Consider the following 17,269-nt stretch of genomic DNA (forward strand, 5'->3'; position numbering starts at 1 on the left):
CCTCGGCCAGGGAGGTTCGTCGGCTCGGTCGACGGGCGGAGACGGGATTCCTCGTCTCCGCCCTGAGGACGACGGGCACGCCGCCCTCCCTCCGCGCCGAGGGAGGCCCGGTCGCGGTCGAGGCCCCCGTCCCCCACCGATCGCCCCCCGTTCGACCGCCGATCCGCACCGCCGCGAGCCCTGGCCTGTCGGCCGGGTTGTGGCGATAATCGGATCGGACAATCTTGCCTCGAGCCGAGGAGGTGCCCGATGGCCACGGCCGCGCCCTCGACGATCACGGCCGAACAGTTCGGGAAGCGACCGGATCCCGGTCATCCTGAGGAGCTCGTTCGGGGGAGGATCGTCCGCATGCCGCCGCCGAATCGACGACATGGGCAGGTCTGTGGGAATGCGTATTTCTTGCTCAGACTCCACGCCGCCCAGTACGACCTCGGCCACGTCCTGAGCAACGACTCCGGTGTGATCACCGAGCGGAACCCGGACACCGTCCGAGGCGCGGATGTCGCCTTCTACAGCTACTCCCGGCTGCCGAAGGGACCGCTGCCTCAGACCTACGGCCCCGAGGTGCCCGAACTGATCATCGAGGTCCGCTCGCCGGGCGACCGCTGGCCCGAGGTGCTGGCGAAGGTAACCGAGTACCTCAACGCAGGGGTCGTGGTCGTGATCGTCCTCGACCCCGATTCCCGGTCGGCCCAGGTCTATCGAGTCGACCAACCCCCCCGGATCCTCCAGGACGATGACGAGTTGACCGTCCCCGACCTGCTCGGCGACTTCCGCGTCGCCGTCCGCCGGTTCTTCGACTGACGGCCAGCACGGATCAGGTCCCTTCGGAGACGATCGCGTCGGCCTCGATCTCGACGAACGCCCCGGGAAGGATGAGCCGGGCGACCTCGACCATCGTCAGCGCCGGCCGGATGGCGGCGAAGACCTCGGCATGCTCGGCGGCGATCTCCTCAAACTTGGAGATGTCGGTGACATAGATGCGCGTCCGGATCACGTCGGAGGCCGTGCCGCCGAGGGCCTCGATGCTGGCCAGGACGATCGCCAGGGCGCGGCGGGCCTGGGCTCCGGCGGTCGGGGGGAGCGACCCGTCGGCCTCCAGGCCGATCGTGCCGGTCACCGCGATGGTCGACCCGATCCGCACGGCTCGAGCGTAGCCCGCCTTCGGCTCCCAGGGAGAACCGGTCGAGGCCAGCAGCCGAGGGCCGTGGGAAGAGACGGTGACGTGGACGCTCTGGCGCATCGGCGGGGAACCTCTCGGCCTCGGCGGGGATGGTCGGGCATGCGGCCCCGCATCTTCGCCCCAGGCCGTCGGGGGCGTCAAGCTCCTGCCAGGGGCCCGGCACCACGCCGTTGCCCGGGGACCAGGTCGGGGGTACCATCGGGGAAAGATGGCCGGATCGCCCGCCGATCGGCCCAGATCCCGCAATCTTTGGCGAAAGCACGCCGATGGCTGGCAACGCGACGCAGATCGAAGATCGGAAGCAGGGGACCGGGCCGGAGGCGAATCCGGGACAGACGGTTTCGGCCCACTCCCTCGGCACGCTGACCAACGGCACCCGGTTCGCCAGCTCCCGAGACCGCGGCCAACCCTTCTCCTTCCCGCTCGGCGCCGGGAGGGTGATCAAGGGCTGGGACGTGGGTGTGGCCGGCATGCCGGTCGGCGGCCTGCGCAAGCTGACCATCCCCCCCGAGGAGGGGTACGGCGCCCGGGGGGCCGGCGGCGTCAACCCGCCGAACGCGACCCTGATCGTCGCGGTCAAATCGCTGGGCATCAACGATTTCACACATCGTCCCAAGGGCGAGGCGACCCTCCCCGCCACGCCCCAATCGCCGAGGTGGCCATGTCCGAGCAGAACGGGCGAGCGGCCGGCGATCACGTCGAGGCGCTGAGGCGCATCCTCGACGCGAGGGCGGCCGGGCTGTGGTACGTCCGGGGGGACCGGCTGGAGCTGGCGGCCTTCGCCCCGGCGCCGGACATGCCCCGGGAGGTGGCCCGGAGGTTCCGGGACTCGGTCCTCGAGGTCGACCTGGACCGCGCCGACCTCGGAGTCGTCAAGGCCGTGGCCGAACGCTCCGCGGCCGTCTCGGTCGCCGGCCGCTTGCCGGTCGAGACTGGCTCCGGTTACTGGCTCCGCGCCTTCGGCGCCCAGCGATCGGTGGCCGTCCCCCTGTTCGACCCCGCCGGCGCGATCCGGGCCGTCCTCTCCGCCGCCCTGCCGACGCTCGGCCCGCCGGACGACGAGCAGGTCGTCGAGACAATCCGACAGCACGGCTCGGGCTGAACCCAGCACGCGGCGGCCGGAACCGGAATCGGCGAACCGGCCGTCCCTCGGGCCCACCCGAATCGGCGAACGGCCCCGTGACCGTCGCAACGGTGGTCTTCCCCCCCTCCCGCCAACGGCCTCTCCCGGCAAAGTCGGGAGGCTCTGAGCGATTGTGCGGGCGCCCTCGACGACGGCCGGGCGGGCGGCGTTGTCGCCCTGGCGGGGATCGACTAAGCTGGAACGATTGGCGCGGGCCGGTGTTCCATCGCCGAGACCCGCGAGGATCGAGCCGACTCCTCGCCCGACCGACCCGTGGTGGACCGACCCGTGCATCGGATCCTGCGCACTCGATTCGGCCGGCGTGTCGCATTCTCGGCCCCGGCTCCGGCCCTGGTCTTGCTCCTGCTGGCCGTGATCGCGGCGGCTTGCCCCCCCGAGGCGATCGCCCAGGGGGGGCAAGCCGCGATCGCCGGGGACGCCAACGTCGTTCCCTCGGACTCGGCCGCCGATGACGCCGGCTTCGGCACCTCGTTCCTGAAGCTCATGGTCACCTCGACCGGGCCGATCGGCGTGGTGCTGCTGCTCATGTCGTTCTACCTGATCGCCCTGGTGGCCTGGATGTACTTCGAGTACCGCCGGGCCGTCGCGATCCCCGAGCGGCTGACGCGGGACCTGGGCTCGCTGCTGATGCAGCGCCAGTACTCGGCCGCCTTCGAGCGGGTCAACGGCGACGACTCGTTCCTCGGCCGGGTCCTGGCGGCCGGGGTCCGTAAGCTGCCGGGAGGCCAGCCGGCGGCGATCCGGGCGATGCAACTGGTCAATGATGACGTGACGATGGAGATGGAGCATCGCACCGCTTACCTGGCCACCGTTGGCACGCTCGGCCCGCTGATCGGCCTCTTCGGCACGGTCTACGGCATGATCGTCGCGTTCCGGGCCATGTCTTCCCAGGGCCAGCCCGAGACCACCCTGCTGGCCGGCGGCATCTCGACGGCGCTGTTCGCCACGCTGATGGGGATCGGCGTGGCGATCCCGGCGATCACCTTTTACGCGGTCTTCCGCAATCGAATCGCTCGGCTGTCGCTGGAAGTGGAGCTGGCGGCCGAATCGTTGCTGGAGCAGTTCGCCCCCGGCATCCGTCCGCCGCACCCCCTGGCCGCCGGTTCGGGAGGCGGGATGCCCGTGCAGCCGTCCCCACCCCAGGTGCGGACCTCCCTCGGAGGGCCGAAGGAGGAGTGAGCGGAGACGGAGGGCCGACGCGAACCGTCTGACGGCCTCAGGATGTGACAGCGACAGGTTCCGTTCGACGACGGGCGATCGAGACATCCCCACCCCCACCATGGTCCGTCAGATAAGAGGATCGGCCCGGGCTCGTTCCGTACTCACACGACTTCGGGCTCCCCCGAGAGCAAGCCCCCCGGCATCGAGCATTGGGCGAACCTTCCCCTCGAACCATCCGCCTCCGGTCGTCTCGCAATCGCCTCGGCCTCCTGCAGTCAGTCTTCCGGCCTCCTTCCGCCATCCGGGTCCTCTCATGACGAGACGAGATCGCCAGGGCGACCCGTACCGCCTGGACCTGAATCTGACGCCTCTGCTGGACGTGGTCCTGCAGCTGATCACGTTCTTCATGATGCTCGTGCACTTCGGCTCGCAGATCGAGGCGGCCGATCGCGAGGTCCGACTGCCGGTGGCGCCGGCGGCCTTGCCCGGGGCGATGGCGGGAGAAGACCGGCTGGTGGTGGTGATCGACGCGGCGGGCACGCTGATCGCCGGGGGGAGGGAGCGCTCGGCGTCGGAGGCGTCTCGGTGGTGGGCGGAGCAGGCGGCTCGTCGGTTCCGAGGAGCCGCCTCGCTGGGGGAGCCGGCCGAGGAGCTGCCGACGCAGGTGATCGTCCGGGCCGACCGGGACGCCCCCTACGGCGCCGTCCGGTCGGCCCTGGCCGAGGCGCAGGAGAGCGGGTTCGCCCGGTTCAGCCTGGTGGTCATGCTGCAGGAGGGGCGCTGATGCTCGGTCCCGAGGCCATGCTCCGCAGCCGGCGGAAGAAGGCGCCGGAGGAAACCGTCGAGTTCCCGGTGGCTCCCATGCTCGACATGTCGTTCCAGTTGCTGGCCTTCTTCATCCTCACCTTCCAGGCCCCCAGCGGGGAAAGCCGAATCGACCTGTATCTGCCGTCGGCTCCGGCCGCGCTGATCGCCTCGCCGGATGCCTCCCCCGGCCGCACCCGGCCCGGCTCGATGGCCCCGGACCTGGAGACGGACCTCGTCGTCCGAGCCGAGGCCGACGAACTGGGAGACCTGGTCTCCCTGTCCCTGCAAGGCTCGGAGGTCCCCGACGCCGGTGCCCTCCGGGACCGCCTGAGGCGCTACCGGGAGCAGTTGCTGGGAGAGCCGGTCACGATCCGGCTCGTGGCCGACGATCGGCTCCGGTACGAGGAGGCCGCCCGGATCATCGGCGCCTGCTCGGCCGCGGGAGTCGACGCCGTCCGCCTCGCCGGCTCCGACCCGGGGGCGGGCCCATGAGCATCGTGTTCGCCTGCCCTGGCGGAGAGCCGGGGGCCGGGACTCCCTCCTCACCCCGAGCGACCCCTCGGGAGCCGACCCGGATCGGCTGGGCCGTGCGGGGAGGAGCCTTCTGGCTCCTGGTCCTCGCCGGTTGGTCCGCGGCGACGACCCAGGACGATGCTCCGCTGACGGTCGCCGACCTGGACTCCTACCGGACCGCTCTCCGACCGTTCGAGCCGGACGCCCCTCCTCCCGTGGACGTTTCCTTCGGGGAGCTGTGGGAGCGGCCGGAAGAGTTCGAGGGTCGTCGGGTGGCGATCACGGGAAAGGCGGCCCGGCGGTTTCACCAGCCGGCGATCGGAGAGTACCCGCCGCTGGTCGAGCTGTGGCTGTTCTCACCGACCGGCAACCCGACCTGCGTCGTCTACCCCGAGCCCGAGGGGGGCGACCCGACCCCGCTGGGAGGGACGGTCCGGTTCGTCGGCTGGTATCAGAAGCGGCTCCGCTACCGGGCGAGCGACGAGGATCGGCTCGCCCCGCTGCTGGTCGGCCCGACCGCCCCGGAGGTGATCCGGGCCCCCGCCCAAGGCCCCTGGCGGCCCATCGGCCCGTTCCGTCTCGTCGACTGGATGGTCGGGGGGATCGTCGCCGCGGCCGTCCTCTCGGTGATCGTCCGACAGATGCTCTCCCGGCCGGGCCCCCGGCTCAGCCGACGGCAGCGGGAGGAGCTGGAGGGCCCGCCTCCTCGGTTCGTCGACGGTTCGGAGGACTCCTCGAATGACGGGGAGTCACCGGGTTGACGATCGATCGCCGAGGCCGAATGGCGGAGGCCGGAAGGCTTCCAGGAATCGCCAAGGACCGGGAACGCTCGGGGTCGGCCCCCGACCTCGGTGATCGGCCTCCCTCACCTCCTCGTCCCAAGACTCCCGCGACCGAGGTCCATGCCCATGTCCCGGACCATCGAACTCGGCCGATCGCCGTTGACTGACCTGAGGGCGCTGGGAAGCTCGGCGGCCTTCCATGCGGCGCTGCTGGCGCTGTGCTCGCTGATGGTGCTGAGAGCGGTGCTGCCGGACGGCGGGAACGAGGAACCTCCGGGACTGGTCGGGGAGATCGGGCCGGTGGACAACCGGGCGTCGGCGGTGGCACCGGGGGGAGGACCGGGGGACCTGGGGGGAACGCTCTCGGCCGAGCAGCTGGAACGGATGGGGGCCCTGGCCGACATCCAGCCGGCAGCGACCGACCCGGAGGCGCTGGCCGATGCGCTGGTCGACGAGATCCTCGCCCTGCCCGCGGCCTCGGACCCGGCGGCCGAGCCGCTGCCGCTGCCGTCGCTGCCTGGACTCGGCGTCCTGCCCGGCCCCGGCTCCGGAGGAGGAGGCGGGGAAGGGGGAGGGTCGGGAGGCGGCCAGGGGGAAGGAATCGGGGCGGGCACGGAGTTCTTCGGGGCGAAGGATCGGGCGACGTCGTTCGCCTACGTCATCGACCGGTCGGCGAGCATGACCAACCGGGGGTCGATCGACATCGCCAAGCGGGAGCTGCTGGCTAGCCTGAGAAGGCTCCCGTCCGACGCGAGGTTCGGGGTCGTCTTCTATAACGAGAAGGCCACCCCGTTCCTCGACCCCTCGGGCCAGGCCCGACTGATGCCCGCGACCCCGGAGAACAAGGCCCGGTTCGAGAGCCGGCTGGCCGCCACCCCCGCCGACGGCGGCACCAACCACGTGGATGCGCTGATGGCCGGGTTCCGGATGCAGCCGGAGGTCATCTTCTTCCTCACCGACGCCGACCAGATGACCGACCGCGAGGCCGAGCAGCTCATCGAGGCCGCCGGGGCGATCCGGATCCAGGCGATCGAGTTCGGCATCGGCCCCGATACCGGCCTGTCCGTTCCGCTTCGGACCCTGGCCAACGCGACGGGAGGCTCGTACCGCTACATCGACGTGATGACCTTCCCCGATCGGTACTCCTCCCCGGCTCGACCGCCAGCGGCGGAGGAGCCGCGGTGAGCCGACCGGAGGGCGGATCGGGCCTGACCTCCTGGCCAGTCGCGTCTCGGCCCGACGGCGATCACGCCCCGCTCGGAGGAGCAGGCTCCCGCCGATAGCGGCCGAGCCAGGCCGGGGATCGACCTGACCAGACGCCGGGGCGGACCCGACATCCCGCGGGCTCCGCCGCTTCCGACCTCCGCTGACCTCCGCCAGCAGGGGGACCTGCGGACCGGGACCCTGCCGGACGGGAACCCCGGCCGGGAGCCCGACTCAGCTTCCTCCCGATCGACCGAGGCCGGTCCTGTCCGTCCGGCGGGGGCTCCCCCCGGAGCCCGTCCCCCGGAGCGATCCGGGCCGATCGATCCCTGGTGCGCCGATCGGTGCGCCACGGCACGCTCGCCGAGAATGGGCGAAGTCGTTTCGAGGAACGACGTTGTGTCGTCCTCGTTGGGTTCGCTCCGCGCCGAGAACGCCGGGAAGGCGCGACGCGATGGGAGCAAGGTGTCATCCCTGCCCGACGCTCGAGCGCCGGCGTGACGGTGGTGGCCCGGAACGCCTCGCGGACGGGATCGGTACGCTGCGGCCCGCCCAGCGACGGATTTCGGATCTGTCATGGACACACGATCTTGCGCAGATTGATCCCGCGCAACTTGGGTTCGTTCCGCGCCGGGAGTACGGGCGATCGTCCGTGATCCCTGGAAGAGCCGAACCCAATCAATGCAAGAATGGTAGCATCGAATCATCTTGTCAAAGAAGCCGGGCGGAACGGGCCCCTGTCCGTAGTTTCGGGGAGGGTGGGCGCCCGAGTCAGGGAATCCGATCTGGGTGCTCGTGTGGCGGGGGGAGCGCAGGGGGCAAGGGAGGGGTTCGGGTGGATCGCGAGGGCCGACCCGCATCGCTCGGTCCTGAGTTCTGGAGCGAGGGAAGGGGGAGGTCGGTCGGTTCCGCCAGGACGGGACCGAAGCCGGCGGAGCGACCGGCGACGGGAGCGAACGTGCCGTACGACCTGCGCGGCGTCTGCTGGTGGGGAAGCGTCTCGAACTTCACCGGCCTGATGCCGCCGAACACGACCGACCCGGACGTCACTGAGAGCGCGTCGTCCTGCATCGATTCCTACGGGACCAATCCGCCCTGCACGGCGCCGACGAGCCAGTTGCTCCGGGTGAACTTCGCCCGCAGCGAGCACCCCGGCGGCGTGAACGCGGCGTTCGCCGACGGAAGCGTCCGGTTCGTCAAGGAGACGATCGCCATTCCGACCTGGCGGGCGCTGTCGACCACCCGGGGCGGCGAGATCGTCAGCGCCGACCAGTTCTGAGCGCGGGGCCGATTCGAGCCATCGTCTCCCCTCGACGGGCGGGGGCGCCTCGGCGCCTCCGCCCGATCGTCGTTACTGGGAACGGGGGAGAAGGAGGAACGGGACGGGGGTGCCGGCCTCGTAGTCGAAGTCTCCGGCGGGGAAGGAGGCGAATCCGTCGGCGAGGGCGACGGAGCGAAGGTCGGCGGAGCCGGCCCAGTTGATCGGGGAGACGACGGGTCCGCCGTCGAGGTCGGGGGAGGGATCGCGGAGGAGGGCGGGGACGTAAGAGGGGCGGTCGCCTCGGTGGGAGAAGGGCTGCGCCAGGCGGGCGGTGATCGTCTCGGGGGGAGCGCCGGGGAGGCCTCGAAGGACCTTCAGGGCGGGGCAGACGAACAGGAGGAAGCCAACGACGCCGCTGACGGGGTTCCCCGGCAGGCCGAAGACGAGGGTGCCGGGACGGCCGTCGGGCCGGGCCGGGCCGACACCGAAGAGCAGGGGCTTGCCCGGCTTCAGGCGGATCTTGTGGAAGACCGGGGTCATGCCCAGCTCGGCGAGGGTGCCGGGGACGAGGTCGAGCGTGCCGGCCGACACCCCTCCGGTGATGAGCAGCACGTCGTTGGCCAGGCCCCGGGAGAGGACCTCGCGGAGCGGATCGGGCCGGTCGGGGGCGATGGGGGCGACCTCGGGGACGCCGGAGCAACAGCGGACCAGGCCCTCGAGAACGGTGGCGTTGCTGTTTCGAATCTGCCCGGGGCCAGGAACCTGATCGGGCGGGACGAGTTCATCCCCGGTCGAGGCGATGGTGACGACCGGCCGAGGGGAGACGAGAGGATTGGTCCAGCCGACGGAGGCGAGCAGGCCAAGCTTCACGGCGTCGAGCCGGGTGCCGGGGCCGAGCAGGGGATCGCCCTGGCGCATCTCTCGCCCCCGGGGGAGGCGGCCGGCGTCGGGAAGGACCGGCCGGGGCGGGCAGAGGAGGACGCGAGGGCCGTCTCGTCGGGAGTGCTCGACCATGACCACGGCATCGGCGCCGTCGGGCATGGGGGCGCCGGTCATGATCGCGGAGCACTGGCCAGGCCCGATCGCTCGGGTGGGGACCCGGCCGGCGGTGATCTCCTCGATCACCTCCAGCGCGACGGGAACGGGGCCGGAGAGGTCGGCGGTGCGGACGGCGAAGCCGTCGAGCAGGGCCTTGTCGAAGGGAGGGAGGTCGCGGTCGGCGAGAACCGTCTCCGCCAGGGCACAGCCGATCGCCTCCGCCAGGGGGACGCGGCGGGGAGGGAGCGGGGAGGCGTGGTCGAGGACCAATCGCAGAGCGTCCGAGACGGTGAGCATGGCGGAGGTCAACGGGGGAGGATTCCTGACTGATCGGGGATGACCGACTCCGGCTCCTGGGCCCCCAGACCCCGGCCGCCGGCGTCGGAGCCCCGTCATCGGCGGCGGAAGGTTCAGCGCCCGATGAAGTTACGGAGAAGGTCGGTGCCGGCTTCGGTGAGAAAGCTCTCCGGGTGGTACTGGACCCCTTCGAGGGGCCAGCTCTTGTGGCGGATTCCCATGATCTCGTCCTGGTCGGTGCGGGCGACGACCTCGAAATCGGGGGGGACGGTGCCCGGGCGGATGACGAGGCTGTGGTAGCGGGTGGCCTCGAACGGATTGGGGAGGCCTCGGTAGATCCCCTGGCCGTCGTGGTAGATGAGCGAGGTCTTGCCGTGCATGATGCGGTCGGCTCGGACAATCTCGCCGCCGAAGACGTGGCCGATGCACTGGTGGCCGAGGCAGACGCCGAGCAGGGGAACCTTGCCGGCGAAGTGAGAGACGACCGCGTTGGAGATGCCGGCCTCGAGCGGAGTGCAGGGGCCGGGGGAGATGATGATGTGCGTCGGGGACTTCGAGGCGATCTCCTCGGGGGTGGTCTGGTCGTTGCGGACGACCCAGAGATCCAGCGAGGGGTCGATCTCTCCCAGGCGCTGGACGAGGTTGTAGGTGAACGAGTCGTAGTTGTCGATCAGGGCGATCATGCCGGTCCCGTCGAGGAGGCGAGGGGAGGAGTGAGGCGTTTTGATCGTATCATATCGGGCGACCGGCACGACCGGAAGCGGCGGCGGTCGGGCCGGGAGGATCGGAAGGGTCGGGAGCCCGGCGACGGCCGATGGAGAAGGGCGGATGCGGAGGATCCGGCTCGGGTCGGCCGGCAGGATGCCGGTGGGAACGGCCGAATCGGATCGGATCGGATCGGACCGGGACAGGACCGGACAGGAGGACGCCCCGATGCTCGCGAGCCTGACGATCGCCCTGGGATTGGCCGCCGCCGGAGGCCCCCCGTATGGCGGGCCGCTTGGGACGGCGACGCCGCCGCCGATCCCGACGCACCCGGTCGCCGGGATGACCGTGCCCGCCTTCTCTGGCCCAGGACACGCGATCGCCCTCGGCGGAACCGGGCACGGTGACGATCACGGGCTCGCCCACTCCCCCAGCCACGGCCACGGCCACGGTCACGGCGGGGGAGGGTTCATCCTGCCCCCGGGACCGGGGGATGGCTGGGGATTCCCCAACGGGGCGCCGGACGGCTACGGCTGGTACGACCCGGGCGTCTTGCTGCCGATCCGGGAGGACCGGACGACCTCGTACTACTTCCGGCGCTACATGGCGGTGCCGCCGCGGACGATGTTCCTCCCGAGCTACTACAACCCGTTCGTCACCCGGGGCCAGCGGTTTCTTCCGTATGTGGGGATGGGGGGCTGGCACGCCGCTGGCGGCCCGCCGACCGGGTCGGCCGAGACGGCGGTCACCCCCTACAGCGACCTGTCCCGAGAAGTGCCGCGCGTGACGGTCCCCCCGTTCTCGGGAGAGGTGCAAGCGGCTCCGGTGAACAATAGCCAGACGGATCGGATGATCCGGAATTGATCGCGACGATCGCTCGGGAACCGAAGGGCCGGGGGAGCAGGGGAGCGGGATCGATCGCCGGACGAATGTGATCGGCGAGCGATCGAGTTGACGAGACTCCTCCTGTCCCCGGCGAGCGCGAGGGCCGATGGCCCAGATTCCCGAACGATCAAGATGGCGGGATCGGCGATCGGAGCGGGGACACTCGGCCTCGGGGGGCGCGGAAGCGGGGCTCCAGGACGAGACTGGGGAAATCGATCCGATCCTGGGGAAGCCTCCGGAGGCCTGTCTCGATGGCCCCTCAATCCCGATCGCAGGCCTCGCCAAGCTCACGAGCCAATCACCCCAGAGCGCGGGAGAGTTCGATTGTCGGGCGGGGGGGACCTCAATTATGGTAGAGTTCGTCCGTAGCGCAAGCGGCGGATGACCTTGGAGGGTTTCCCCCGAACGCGGGATGATGAGAGGCGCCCGAGGCCGGCTCGAACCCGATCGCGATCCGAAGCGCGATCGAACCAGGAGCCGGGCTTCGTCGTAGGAGTCGTGCCCCTTCGTCCTCCCGGGGCCAGGGGACCCGTTCGGGGTCCTTCGACGGCCCGGGTCGTCTGTCGCGATGGCGCGAGGGGGATGCCGCCGGCAGGGGGGACGATCGGCCGCGATCCCGCCCCCTCTTCCCGACCCGGTCCCGTCCCGTCCCGCACCGCTTGCACCGCGACGCCGCGTATCGAGGTTCGCCCCGGTCCTCCGGCCGGGAAACCGGCGACGCGACGCTCTCATTCGATCCTTGCAGCAGGGCGCCCTTGCGATGAACTCCGACGTCATCATCGAGACCCGGAACCTGACCAAGGTCTACCGCGACTTCTGGGGGCGCCCGAAGGTGCTGGCCCTCAAGGCGCTGGACCTGAAGGTGCACCGCGGCGAGATCTTCGGCCTGCTCGGCCCCAACGGCTCGGGCAAGACGACCACGATCAAGCTGCTGCTTGGCCTGCTCTTCCCAACGGAAGGGGAGGCCTTTCTCTTTGGCGAACCGGCGACGAACGTCGCCAAGAACGAGCGGATCGGCTACCTGCCCGAGGAGTCGTACCTGTACAAATTCCTGAACGCCGAGGAGACGCTGCACTTCTACGGCCGGCTGTTCAAGATCGACCCCGCGGAGCGGAAGAAGCGGGTCGACCAGTTGATCGACATGGTCGGGCTGTCGGCGGCCAAGCACCGGCAGGTGCGGGAGTACTCCAAGGGGATGCAGCGCCGGATCGGCCTGGCCCAGGCGCTGATCAACGACCCGGAGATGATCCTGCTGGACGAGCCGACCTCGGGCCTGGACCCGATCGGCACCTCGGAGATCAAGGACCGGATCCGGGAGCTGCGTGAGCGGGGCAAGACGATCGTGCTGTCCGGCCACCTGCTGGCCGACATGCAGGACATCTGCGACCGAATCGCCATCCTGCACCGCGGCGAGCTGAAGGAGCTGGGGCAGGTCCGCGACCTGCTCACGGTGCAGGACGTTACCCAGATCAAGACGAAGGACCTGCCGCCGGCGGCCCTGACGGAGATCGAGGAGGTCGTCCGACGGCACGGAGCCGAGCTGCTGGGGGTCGACCACCCGACGACGACGCTCGAGGAGCTGTTCCTGCGGATCGTCCGAGACAGCGAGCTGCACCCGGGCCGCCGTCGCGTGGGAGACCGCCCCGGCATGCCCGCCCCTCCGGCCGGCGAGGACGGCTCCTCGGCGCCGACGGCGCCGGCGGCGGGCCGGGCGTCCTGACCGGAGCCGGGCCCGCCGATCCCCGATGGCCGAGGCCGGACGGCGGATGGCCGGGACAGAGCAGGGGCCGGACCCCGCCCCCTGGCCTCCCATCGGTCCTCGGACGCCGTCCCGATCGCCAGAGCCATCGGTCGGCCCGGCGCCGGCCGCCCGACGAGTCGTCGGCGCGTCCGGTCCCGGAACCGGACGGAGGCCGAGCCTCCCGATCACCGTCGCACACAACGCCGAAGTCGATCATCTCCCCGTCCTCATCCGCTTCTGGAGTCTCCCCGAGCGATGTCCGCGCTGAGTCTTTTCCTGCTGCTGGCCTGGGCGCAGGCCGGGGGCGAGCCGGCCGCCGCGGCGGACCCGGCCGCCAGCCCCTCCCCCTCCCAGGGGGCCTCCGCCGAGTCTCCCGACACCTCGGCTCCGGCCGCCGAGGCCGGCGCCAATCCGGTGGCGGCGGCCGCCGGCGGCGCGCTGCCGGTCGTCCAGCCGACCGCCCTGCTGGCCGAGGAGCTGGCCAACTGGCAGAAGTGGGCCCTGCTGATCGGCGACCCGATCCGGACGGTCCCCGTCTGGTGGGGGCCGATCCTGAGCTGGGTGAAGATCGTCTCGCTGGCCGGCCTGCTGGGCTGGGTCGGCGCCTGGGTGATGGCCTCGCTGCGGGGACGCCGGCGGGCCCGAGTGACGATCGGCGGCGCCCGGCCGCTGGACGCGGCGCTGTTGCTGGCGATCCTCATCGGCATCGGCTGCGTGTTCGTCCGCCAGGCACAGCAGTCTGAGCAGTTGCCGCAGGTGGACGTGGCCGGTGTGGCGCTGGCCTCGCTGGTGGGAATGCTCTGCCTGGGGGTCGGCGCGGCCTGGCTGGAAACCGTGCTCTGGTCGGGCATTCTGCGGGAGCGCCGGATCGGAGACGTGCTGGTGCTGGTGGGAATGCACCTGGCGCTGCTGGTGGCGGTGGGCATCGCGCTGAGCATGCCGAGCGGGGCGATGCCGTACCTGGGGGCTCGGCTCGGCTTCCCGCCCGACGCGACGCTGCTGACCCCCGAGGGGGAGCTGACCCCCTCGGGAGTGGTGGCGATCGTGCTCATCGGCGTGCAGATGGCACTGACGCTGATGGGCTTCGTGGTCTTCCTCCGGATCGCGCTGCTGGTGCTGGGGGAGGTGTCGGCGATCCGCCCAAGGCGGCTGTACGCGATGGGCAAGTTCAGCTGGGTGGAGTCGTTCCGCAAGACGCGCATCCCCTGGGCGGTGCTGGCGATCTTCCTGCTGATCCTGGCGTTCACGCACTGGTTCCTCCAGCCTCCCGACTCGCAGCGGCAGGCGGAGCTGAGCCGGCTGTACGTGGGCACGCTGATGCTGCTGTCGTCGGTGCTGCTGACGGTGATGGTGGCGGTGCTGACGCCGATCACGCTGCCCAACGACATCCGGTTCCAGACGATCTTCACGGTCGTGACCAAGCCGGTGCGGCGGCTGGAGATCATCTGGGGGCGGATGCTCGGGTTCATGGGGGTGGTCACGGCGCTGGTGCTGGCGCTGGGGGGCATCAGCCTGCTGTACCTGGAGCGAAACATCGGCGGGCGGATCGAGCAGCTCCGGCAGGAGATCGCCGAGGCCCGGGAGGCGGGCCTGGACAACCAGGCCGGCTTGCTGGAGGCGCAGCTCGACCAGCTCCAGACGCGGAGATCGGCCCGCCTGCCGGTGGGCGGCTCGCTAACGTTCGTCGACTCGCTCGGGGAGCCGAGGATCAAGGGGATCGACGTCGGTCAGGAACTGGAGATCCGCAGCTTCGTCGAGGGGGCGACCCAGGCCGAGGCCTCCTGGCTGTTCGGGCCGATGATTCCGCACCCGGTCGATCGGCTGTTCCCGAACCGCCCCGGCGAGCGGTACCCGATGCTCTCGATGCCCGTGCCGGTGGGCCTGCTGCTGCACGAGGGGACGATCGAGGACCTGGCCAACGACATCTACACCGTGGCCTACGAGCGGGCCGAACTAGAGGCGCGGAAGCAGGGAGCCGAGCCGAGTGAGCTGTCTCGGCTCAACGCCGAGGTCTCCCGGCTGGAGGAGCAGGAACAGGGGCTCCTGCGAGAGTACGAGGCGCTGGTCGCCCGGTACTCGGATCTGGTCCAACAGGCCGAGGCGGCCGGCGATGCTCCCGAGGCGGCCAGGCTTCGGGAACAGGCCGAGGCGCTGCGGTCGCCCGACGTTCCGGTGCAGATGACCTTCACCGTCTACCGGACGACCAAGGGCCGGCCGGGAGAGCCCGTGTACGCCTCGATCCGGGTCGTGCACCCGTTCTCGGCCGAGGCGCCGATGTACCCGGGGAGCCGGGAGAACTCCCCCCTGCTGATCGACCCCCTGGCCCGACGCTTCGGAGGCAATAACCCGCTGATCCCCGAGCTGGTGCACTCCGACACGTTCGACGTGAAGGAGTACTACACCAACAAGTGGGCCTTCCCGGCGTCGATGCTCGTCGGCAGCCAGGGATACCTGACGATCCAGGTGCAGTGCCTCAGCCCGACGCAGTACCTCGGCATGGCCGAGGGGGACCTGTTCCTCGTGGCCAGCCAGGGTTCGTTCCTGGCCAACTACATGAAGGGCCTGGCCGGCATCTGGCTGCAGGCGATGGTGCTGACGGCCATCGGCGTCTGGGCGGGCACGTTCCTGAGCTGGCCGGTGGCGCTGCTGATCACGGTGTTCTTCTTCGCGGCCGGTGAGATCTTCTTCCCGATCCTCAATCAGTTGGCCACCGGCCAGATGATCGGCGGCGGACCGTTCGAGTCGATGATCCGGATGGTGTCGCACTCGAACCAGATGACCGAGCTGGACGCCACGCTCGGCGTGATCCTGGCCAAGTCGCTGGACGCGATCGTCGTGCCGATCATGTCGCTGCTGATCTTCGTCGTGCCCAACTTCTCGGCCATGGATCTGTCGAACCTCGTGGCTGACGGGTTCGCGATCCAGTGGGCGACCCTGGGGGCGAACATCCTCCTGGCGCTGTCCTACGCGGTGCCGTTCTCCATCGCCGCATATTTCATCCTGAAGAATCGGGAGGTGGCCGCGTGAACACGCTCTCCATCCGGTCCAAGCAGATCCTCTACGCCCTGCTCATCGTGGGGATCTTCGCCCTGATGATCCCCTATGGACAATGGCTGCAGCGCGAGAAGCAGGCCAAGGATCTGGGAGAGGCGACCATCGGTCAGGTGGACGCCGGCAGCTTCATGCTGAAGCTGGCGATGATCGGCGGGGCGCGCGGCGTGGTCGCCAACGCCCTGTGGATGCAGGCCCAGGACCTCCAGCGCCGTCAGGAGTGGGACCTGCTGAAGACGAAGGTCGACTTCATCACCAAGCTCCAGCCGCACTTCCTGTCGATCTGGACGTTCCAGGGCTGGAACCTGGCGTACAACGTCTCGGTCGAGTGGGACGACCCGGCGGACAAGTACACCTGGATCAAGAACGGGATCAACTTCCTCCGGGAAGGTGTGGAGAACAACCCGCGCAGCCCCGACCTGGTCTGGGACACGGCCTGGACCTACTACCACAAGATCGGGTTCGCCGACGAGGCGATCATCCTCCGGCAGCTCTTCCACGAGGACCAGGACGAGGAGTTCCGCACCGACCCGATCGACAACCGGGTCTACGACGACAACTTCAAGGTCTCCCGCGGCTGGTTCGAGATGGCCGTCGATCGGGCCGACGAGTTCTCCCGCGTGGCGACCGAGCTCGAAGCGCCGGTCGAGTACGTCGACCCGGTGGAGAACCGCAAGGGACGCCCCGGCGACCTGGCCTTCCGCACCATGCCCGCCCATGCCCAGACCCGATACGCCGCGGCCCTGGAGAAACGGTCCAAGGTGAACGTGCCCGCCCAGTTCGGCGAGAAGGCCCGCAGCGAGTGGGGCCTGGCCGAGCAGGAGTGGCTGAAGTTCGGCGAGTATGAGTTCCGCTCCCCCAACGCCCTGCGGATCCAGGGGGAACTGGTCGCCCAACCGATCGTCATCGGCGACATCCTCCGGCCCGAGGTCATCACCAACCTGAAGACCGATACCCAGTACTGGGCCCAGTTGCTCAGCGAATACGAAGGCAAGGACATCCGCGAGGTGACGCTCGAGGAGGCCGAGCGGCTGACCGAAAACAAGATGGCCTGGACCAATCGCTGGGCCGACCAGAACAACTTCCGCTACTGGATCGAGCGCTGCCGGGCCGAGATGGAGCCCGACGGCGTCCGAGCCCGGCAACTCTTCTATGAGGGGTATCTGGCCTACCTCAACGCCGACTTCCCCAAGGCCGCCGACCTCTACCAGGAGGGCCTCGACCTGTGGAAGACGGTGCTGGACCGCTACCCGACCTACCGTGATGACGACCTGAACCGCAAGGACACCGGCCAGACCGTGCTCCGCTACCGCGAGGCGCTGCTCCAGGCCGGCCGCGAGCTGCCCGAGGACATGCCCTTCGCCGACATGATGGCCGAGGCCGAACTCGATCCGACGCTCGACCCGTTCGACGCCCTCGACATGCTCGGCCCGATCGGCGAGGCCGACGACTCCGGGTCCGAGTGACCCCGGCGTCCTCGCCTGGCGATCCCCCCACC

At 70.2% G+C, this 17,269-nt stretch carries 15 protein-coding genes and 1 pseudogene; 13 read left to right on the forward strand and 3 right to left on the reverse strand.

Going from position 1 to position 17,269, the window contains the following annotated elements; translation table 11 throughout:
• Nucleotides 1–249 precede the first annotated feature (249 nt).
• A complete protein-coding gene (locus tag TsocGM_RS11905; RefSeq protein WP_126725592.1) occupies nt 250–804 on the forward strand; it encodes a Uma2 family endonuclease in 555 nt (184 codons plus the stop codon).
• A 13-nt stretch (nt 805–817) separates the two neighbouring features.
• Here TsocGM_RS11905 and TsocGM_RS11910 read toward each other — a convergent pair whose 3' ends face one another.
• The gene (locus TsocGM_RS11910; RefSeq protein ID WP_126725593.1) at nt 818–1,243 is read right to left on the reverse strand and encodes a RidA family protein; all 426 of its coding nucleotides are present in this window, start codon (nt 1,241–1,243) and stop codon (nt 818–820) included.
• 206 nt (nt 1,244–1,449) lie between these two features.
• Here TsocGM_RS11910 and TsocGM_RS11915 point away from each other — a divergent pair.
• The 8 genes and pseudogenes from TsocGM_RS11915 to TsocGM_RS27040 all read left to right on the forward strand — a co-directional run.
• A pseudogene (locus TsocGM_RS11915) lies at nt 1,450–1,779 on the forward strand (FKBP-type peptidyl-prolyl cis-trans isomerase); the annotation flags it as partial.
• 65 nt (nt 1,780–1,844) lie between these two features.
• Nucleotides 1,845–2,285 carry a hypothetical protein gene (locus TsocGM_RS11920; RefSeq protein ID WP_126725595.1) on the forward strand — a complete coding sequence of 147 codons (441 nt, stop codon included), beginning with the start codon at nt 1,845–1,847 and terminating at the stop codon, nt 2,283–2,285.
• 297 nt (nt 2,286–2,582) lie between these two features.
• Nucleotides 2,583–3,506: a MotA/TolQ/ExbB proton channel family protein gene (locus TsocGM_RS11925; RefSeq protein ID WP_233578778.1), complete on the forward strand. Its 924-nt coding sequence runs from the start codon at nt 2,583–2,585 to the stop codon at nt 3,504–3,506.
• A gap of 295 nt (nt 3,507–3,801) precedes the next feature.
• Nucleotides 3,802–4,272, forward strand: coding sequence for an ExbD/TolR family protein (locus tag TsocGM_RS11930; protein ID WP_126725596.1), 471 nt, complete (start codon nt 3,802–3,804; stop codon nt 4,270–4,272).
• Nucleotides 4,272–4,787 carry an ExbD/TolR family protein gene (locus TsocGM_RS11935; RefSeq protein WP_126725597.1) on the forward strand — a complete coding sequence of 172 codons (516 nt, stop codon included), beginning with the start codon at nt 4,272–4,274 and terminating at the stop codon, nt 4,785–4,787. The genes TsocGM_RS11930 and TsocGM_RS11935 overlap by 1 nt, the downstream gene beginning before the upstream one ends.
• Nucleotides 4,784–5,569, forward strand: a complete 786-nt coding sequence (locus tag TsocGM_RS11940) for a hypothetical protein (protein WP_126725598.1) — start codon at nt 4,784–4,786, stop codon at nt 5,567–5,569. Before TsocGM_RS11935 ends, TsocGM_RS11940 begins: the two co-directional genes overlap by 4 nt.
• A gap of 147 nt (nt 5,570–5,716) precedes the next feature.
• Entirely contained in the window at nt 5,717–6,775 is a 1,059-nt protein-coding gene (locus TsocGM_RS27635; RefSeq protein ID WP_261341640.1) for a vWA domain-containing protein, read from the forward strand.
• A 976-nt stretch (nt 6,776–7,751) separates the two neighbouring features.
• Nucleotides 7,752–8,072 (forward strand): H-X9-DG-CTERM domain-containing protein, encoded by a 321-nt coding sequence (locus TsocGM_RS27040; protein ID WP_233578779.1) that lies wholly within the window; start codon nt 7,752–7,754, stop codon nt 8,070–8,072.
• 72 nt (nt 8,073–8,144) lie between these two features.
• On the opposite strand, the gene TsocGM_RS11955 is transcribed toward TsocGM_RS27040, so the two are convergent.
• Nucleotides 8,145–9,401, reverse strand: coding sequence for a molybdopterin molybdotransferase MoeA (locus tag TsocGM_RS11955; RefSeq protein WP_233578780.1), 1,257 nt, complete (start codon nt 9,399–9,401; stop codon nt 8,145–8,147).
• 101 nt (nt 9,402–9,502) lie between these two features.
• Nucleotides 9,503–10,072, reverse strand: a complete 570-nt coding sequence (locus tag TsocGM_RS11960; RefSeq protein ID WP_126725601.1) for an anthranilate synthase component II — start codon at nt 10,070–10,072, stop codon at nt 9,503–9,505.
• A gap of 250 nt (nt 10,073–10,322) precedes the next feature.
• Here TsocGM_RS11960 and TsocGM_RS11965 point away from each other — a divergent pair, with 250 nt between their 5' ends.
• The 4 genes from TsocGM_RS11965 to TsocGM_RS11980 all read left to right on the forward strand — a co-directional run bounded on the left by TsocGM_RS11965 (nt 10,323) and on the right by TsocGM_RS11980 (nt 17,237).
• Nucleotides 10,323–10,958, forward strand: coding sequence for a hypothetical protein (locus TsocGM_RS11965; RefSeq protein ID WP_126725602.1), 636 nt, complete (start codon nt 10,323–10,325; stop codon nt 10,956–10,958).
• Between the two features lie 781 nt (nt 10,959–11,739).
• Nucleotides 11,740–12,699 carry an ABC transporter ATP-binding protein gene (locus TsocGM_RS11970; RefSeq protein WP_126725603.1) on the forward strand — a complete coding sequence of 320 codons (960 nt, stop codon included), beginning with the start codon at nt 11,740–11,742 and terminating at the stop codon, nt 12,697–12,699.
• A 276-nt stretch (nt 12,700–12,975) separates the two neighbouring features.
• Nucleotides 12,976–15,747, forward strand: a complete 2,772-nt coding sequence (locus tag TsocGM_RS11975) for a hypothetical protein (protein WP_126725604.1) — start codon at nt 12,976–12,978, stop codon at nt 15,745–15,747.
• Nucleotides 15,744–17,237: a hypothetical protein gene (locus tag TsocGM_RS11980; RefSeq protein ID WP_126725605.1), complete on the forward strand. Its 1,494-nt coding sequence runs from the start codon at nt 15,744–15,746 to the stop codon at nt 17,235–17,237. The genes TsocGM_RS11975 and TsocGM_RS11980 overlap by 4 nt, the downstream gene beginning before the upstream one ends.
• Nucleotides 17,238–17,269: the final 32 nt, after the last annotated feature.

The organism is Tautonia sociabilis (assembly GCF_003977685.1).
In the GTDB taxonomy this organism is placed as follows: Bacteria; Planctomycetota; Planctomycetia; order Isosphaerales; family Isosphaeraceae; genus Tautonia; species Tautonia sociabilis.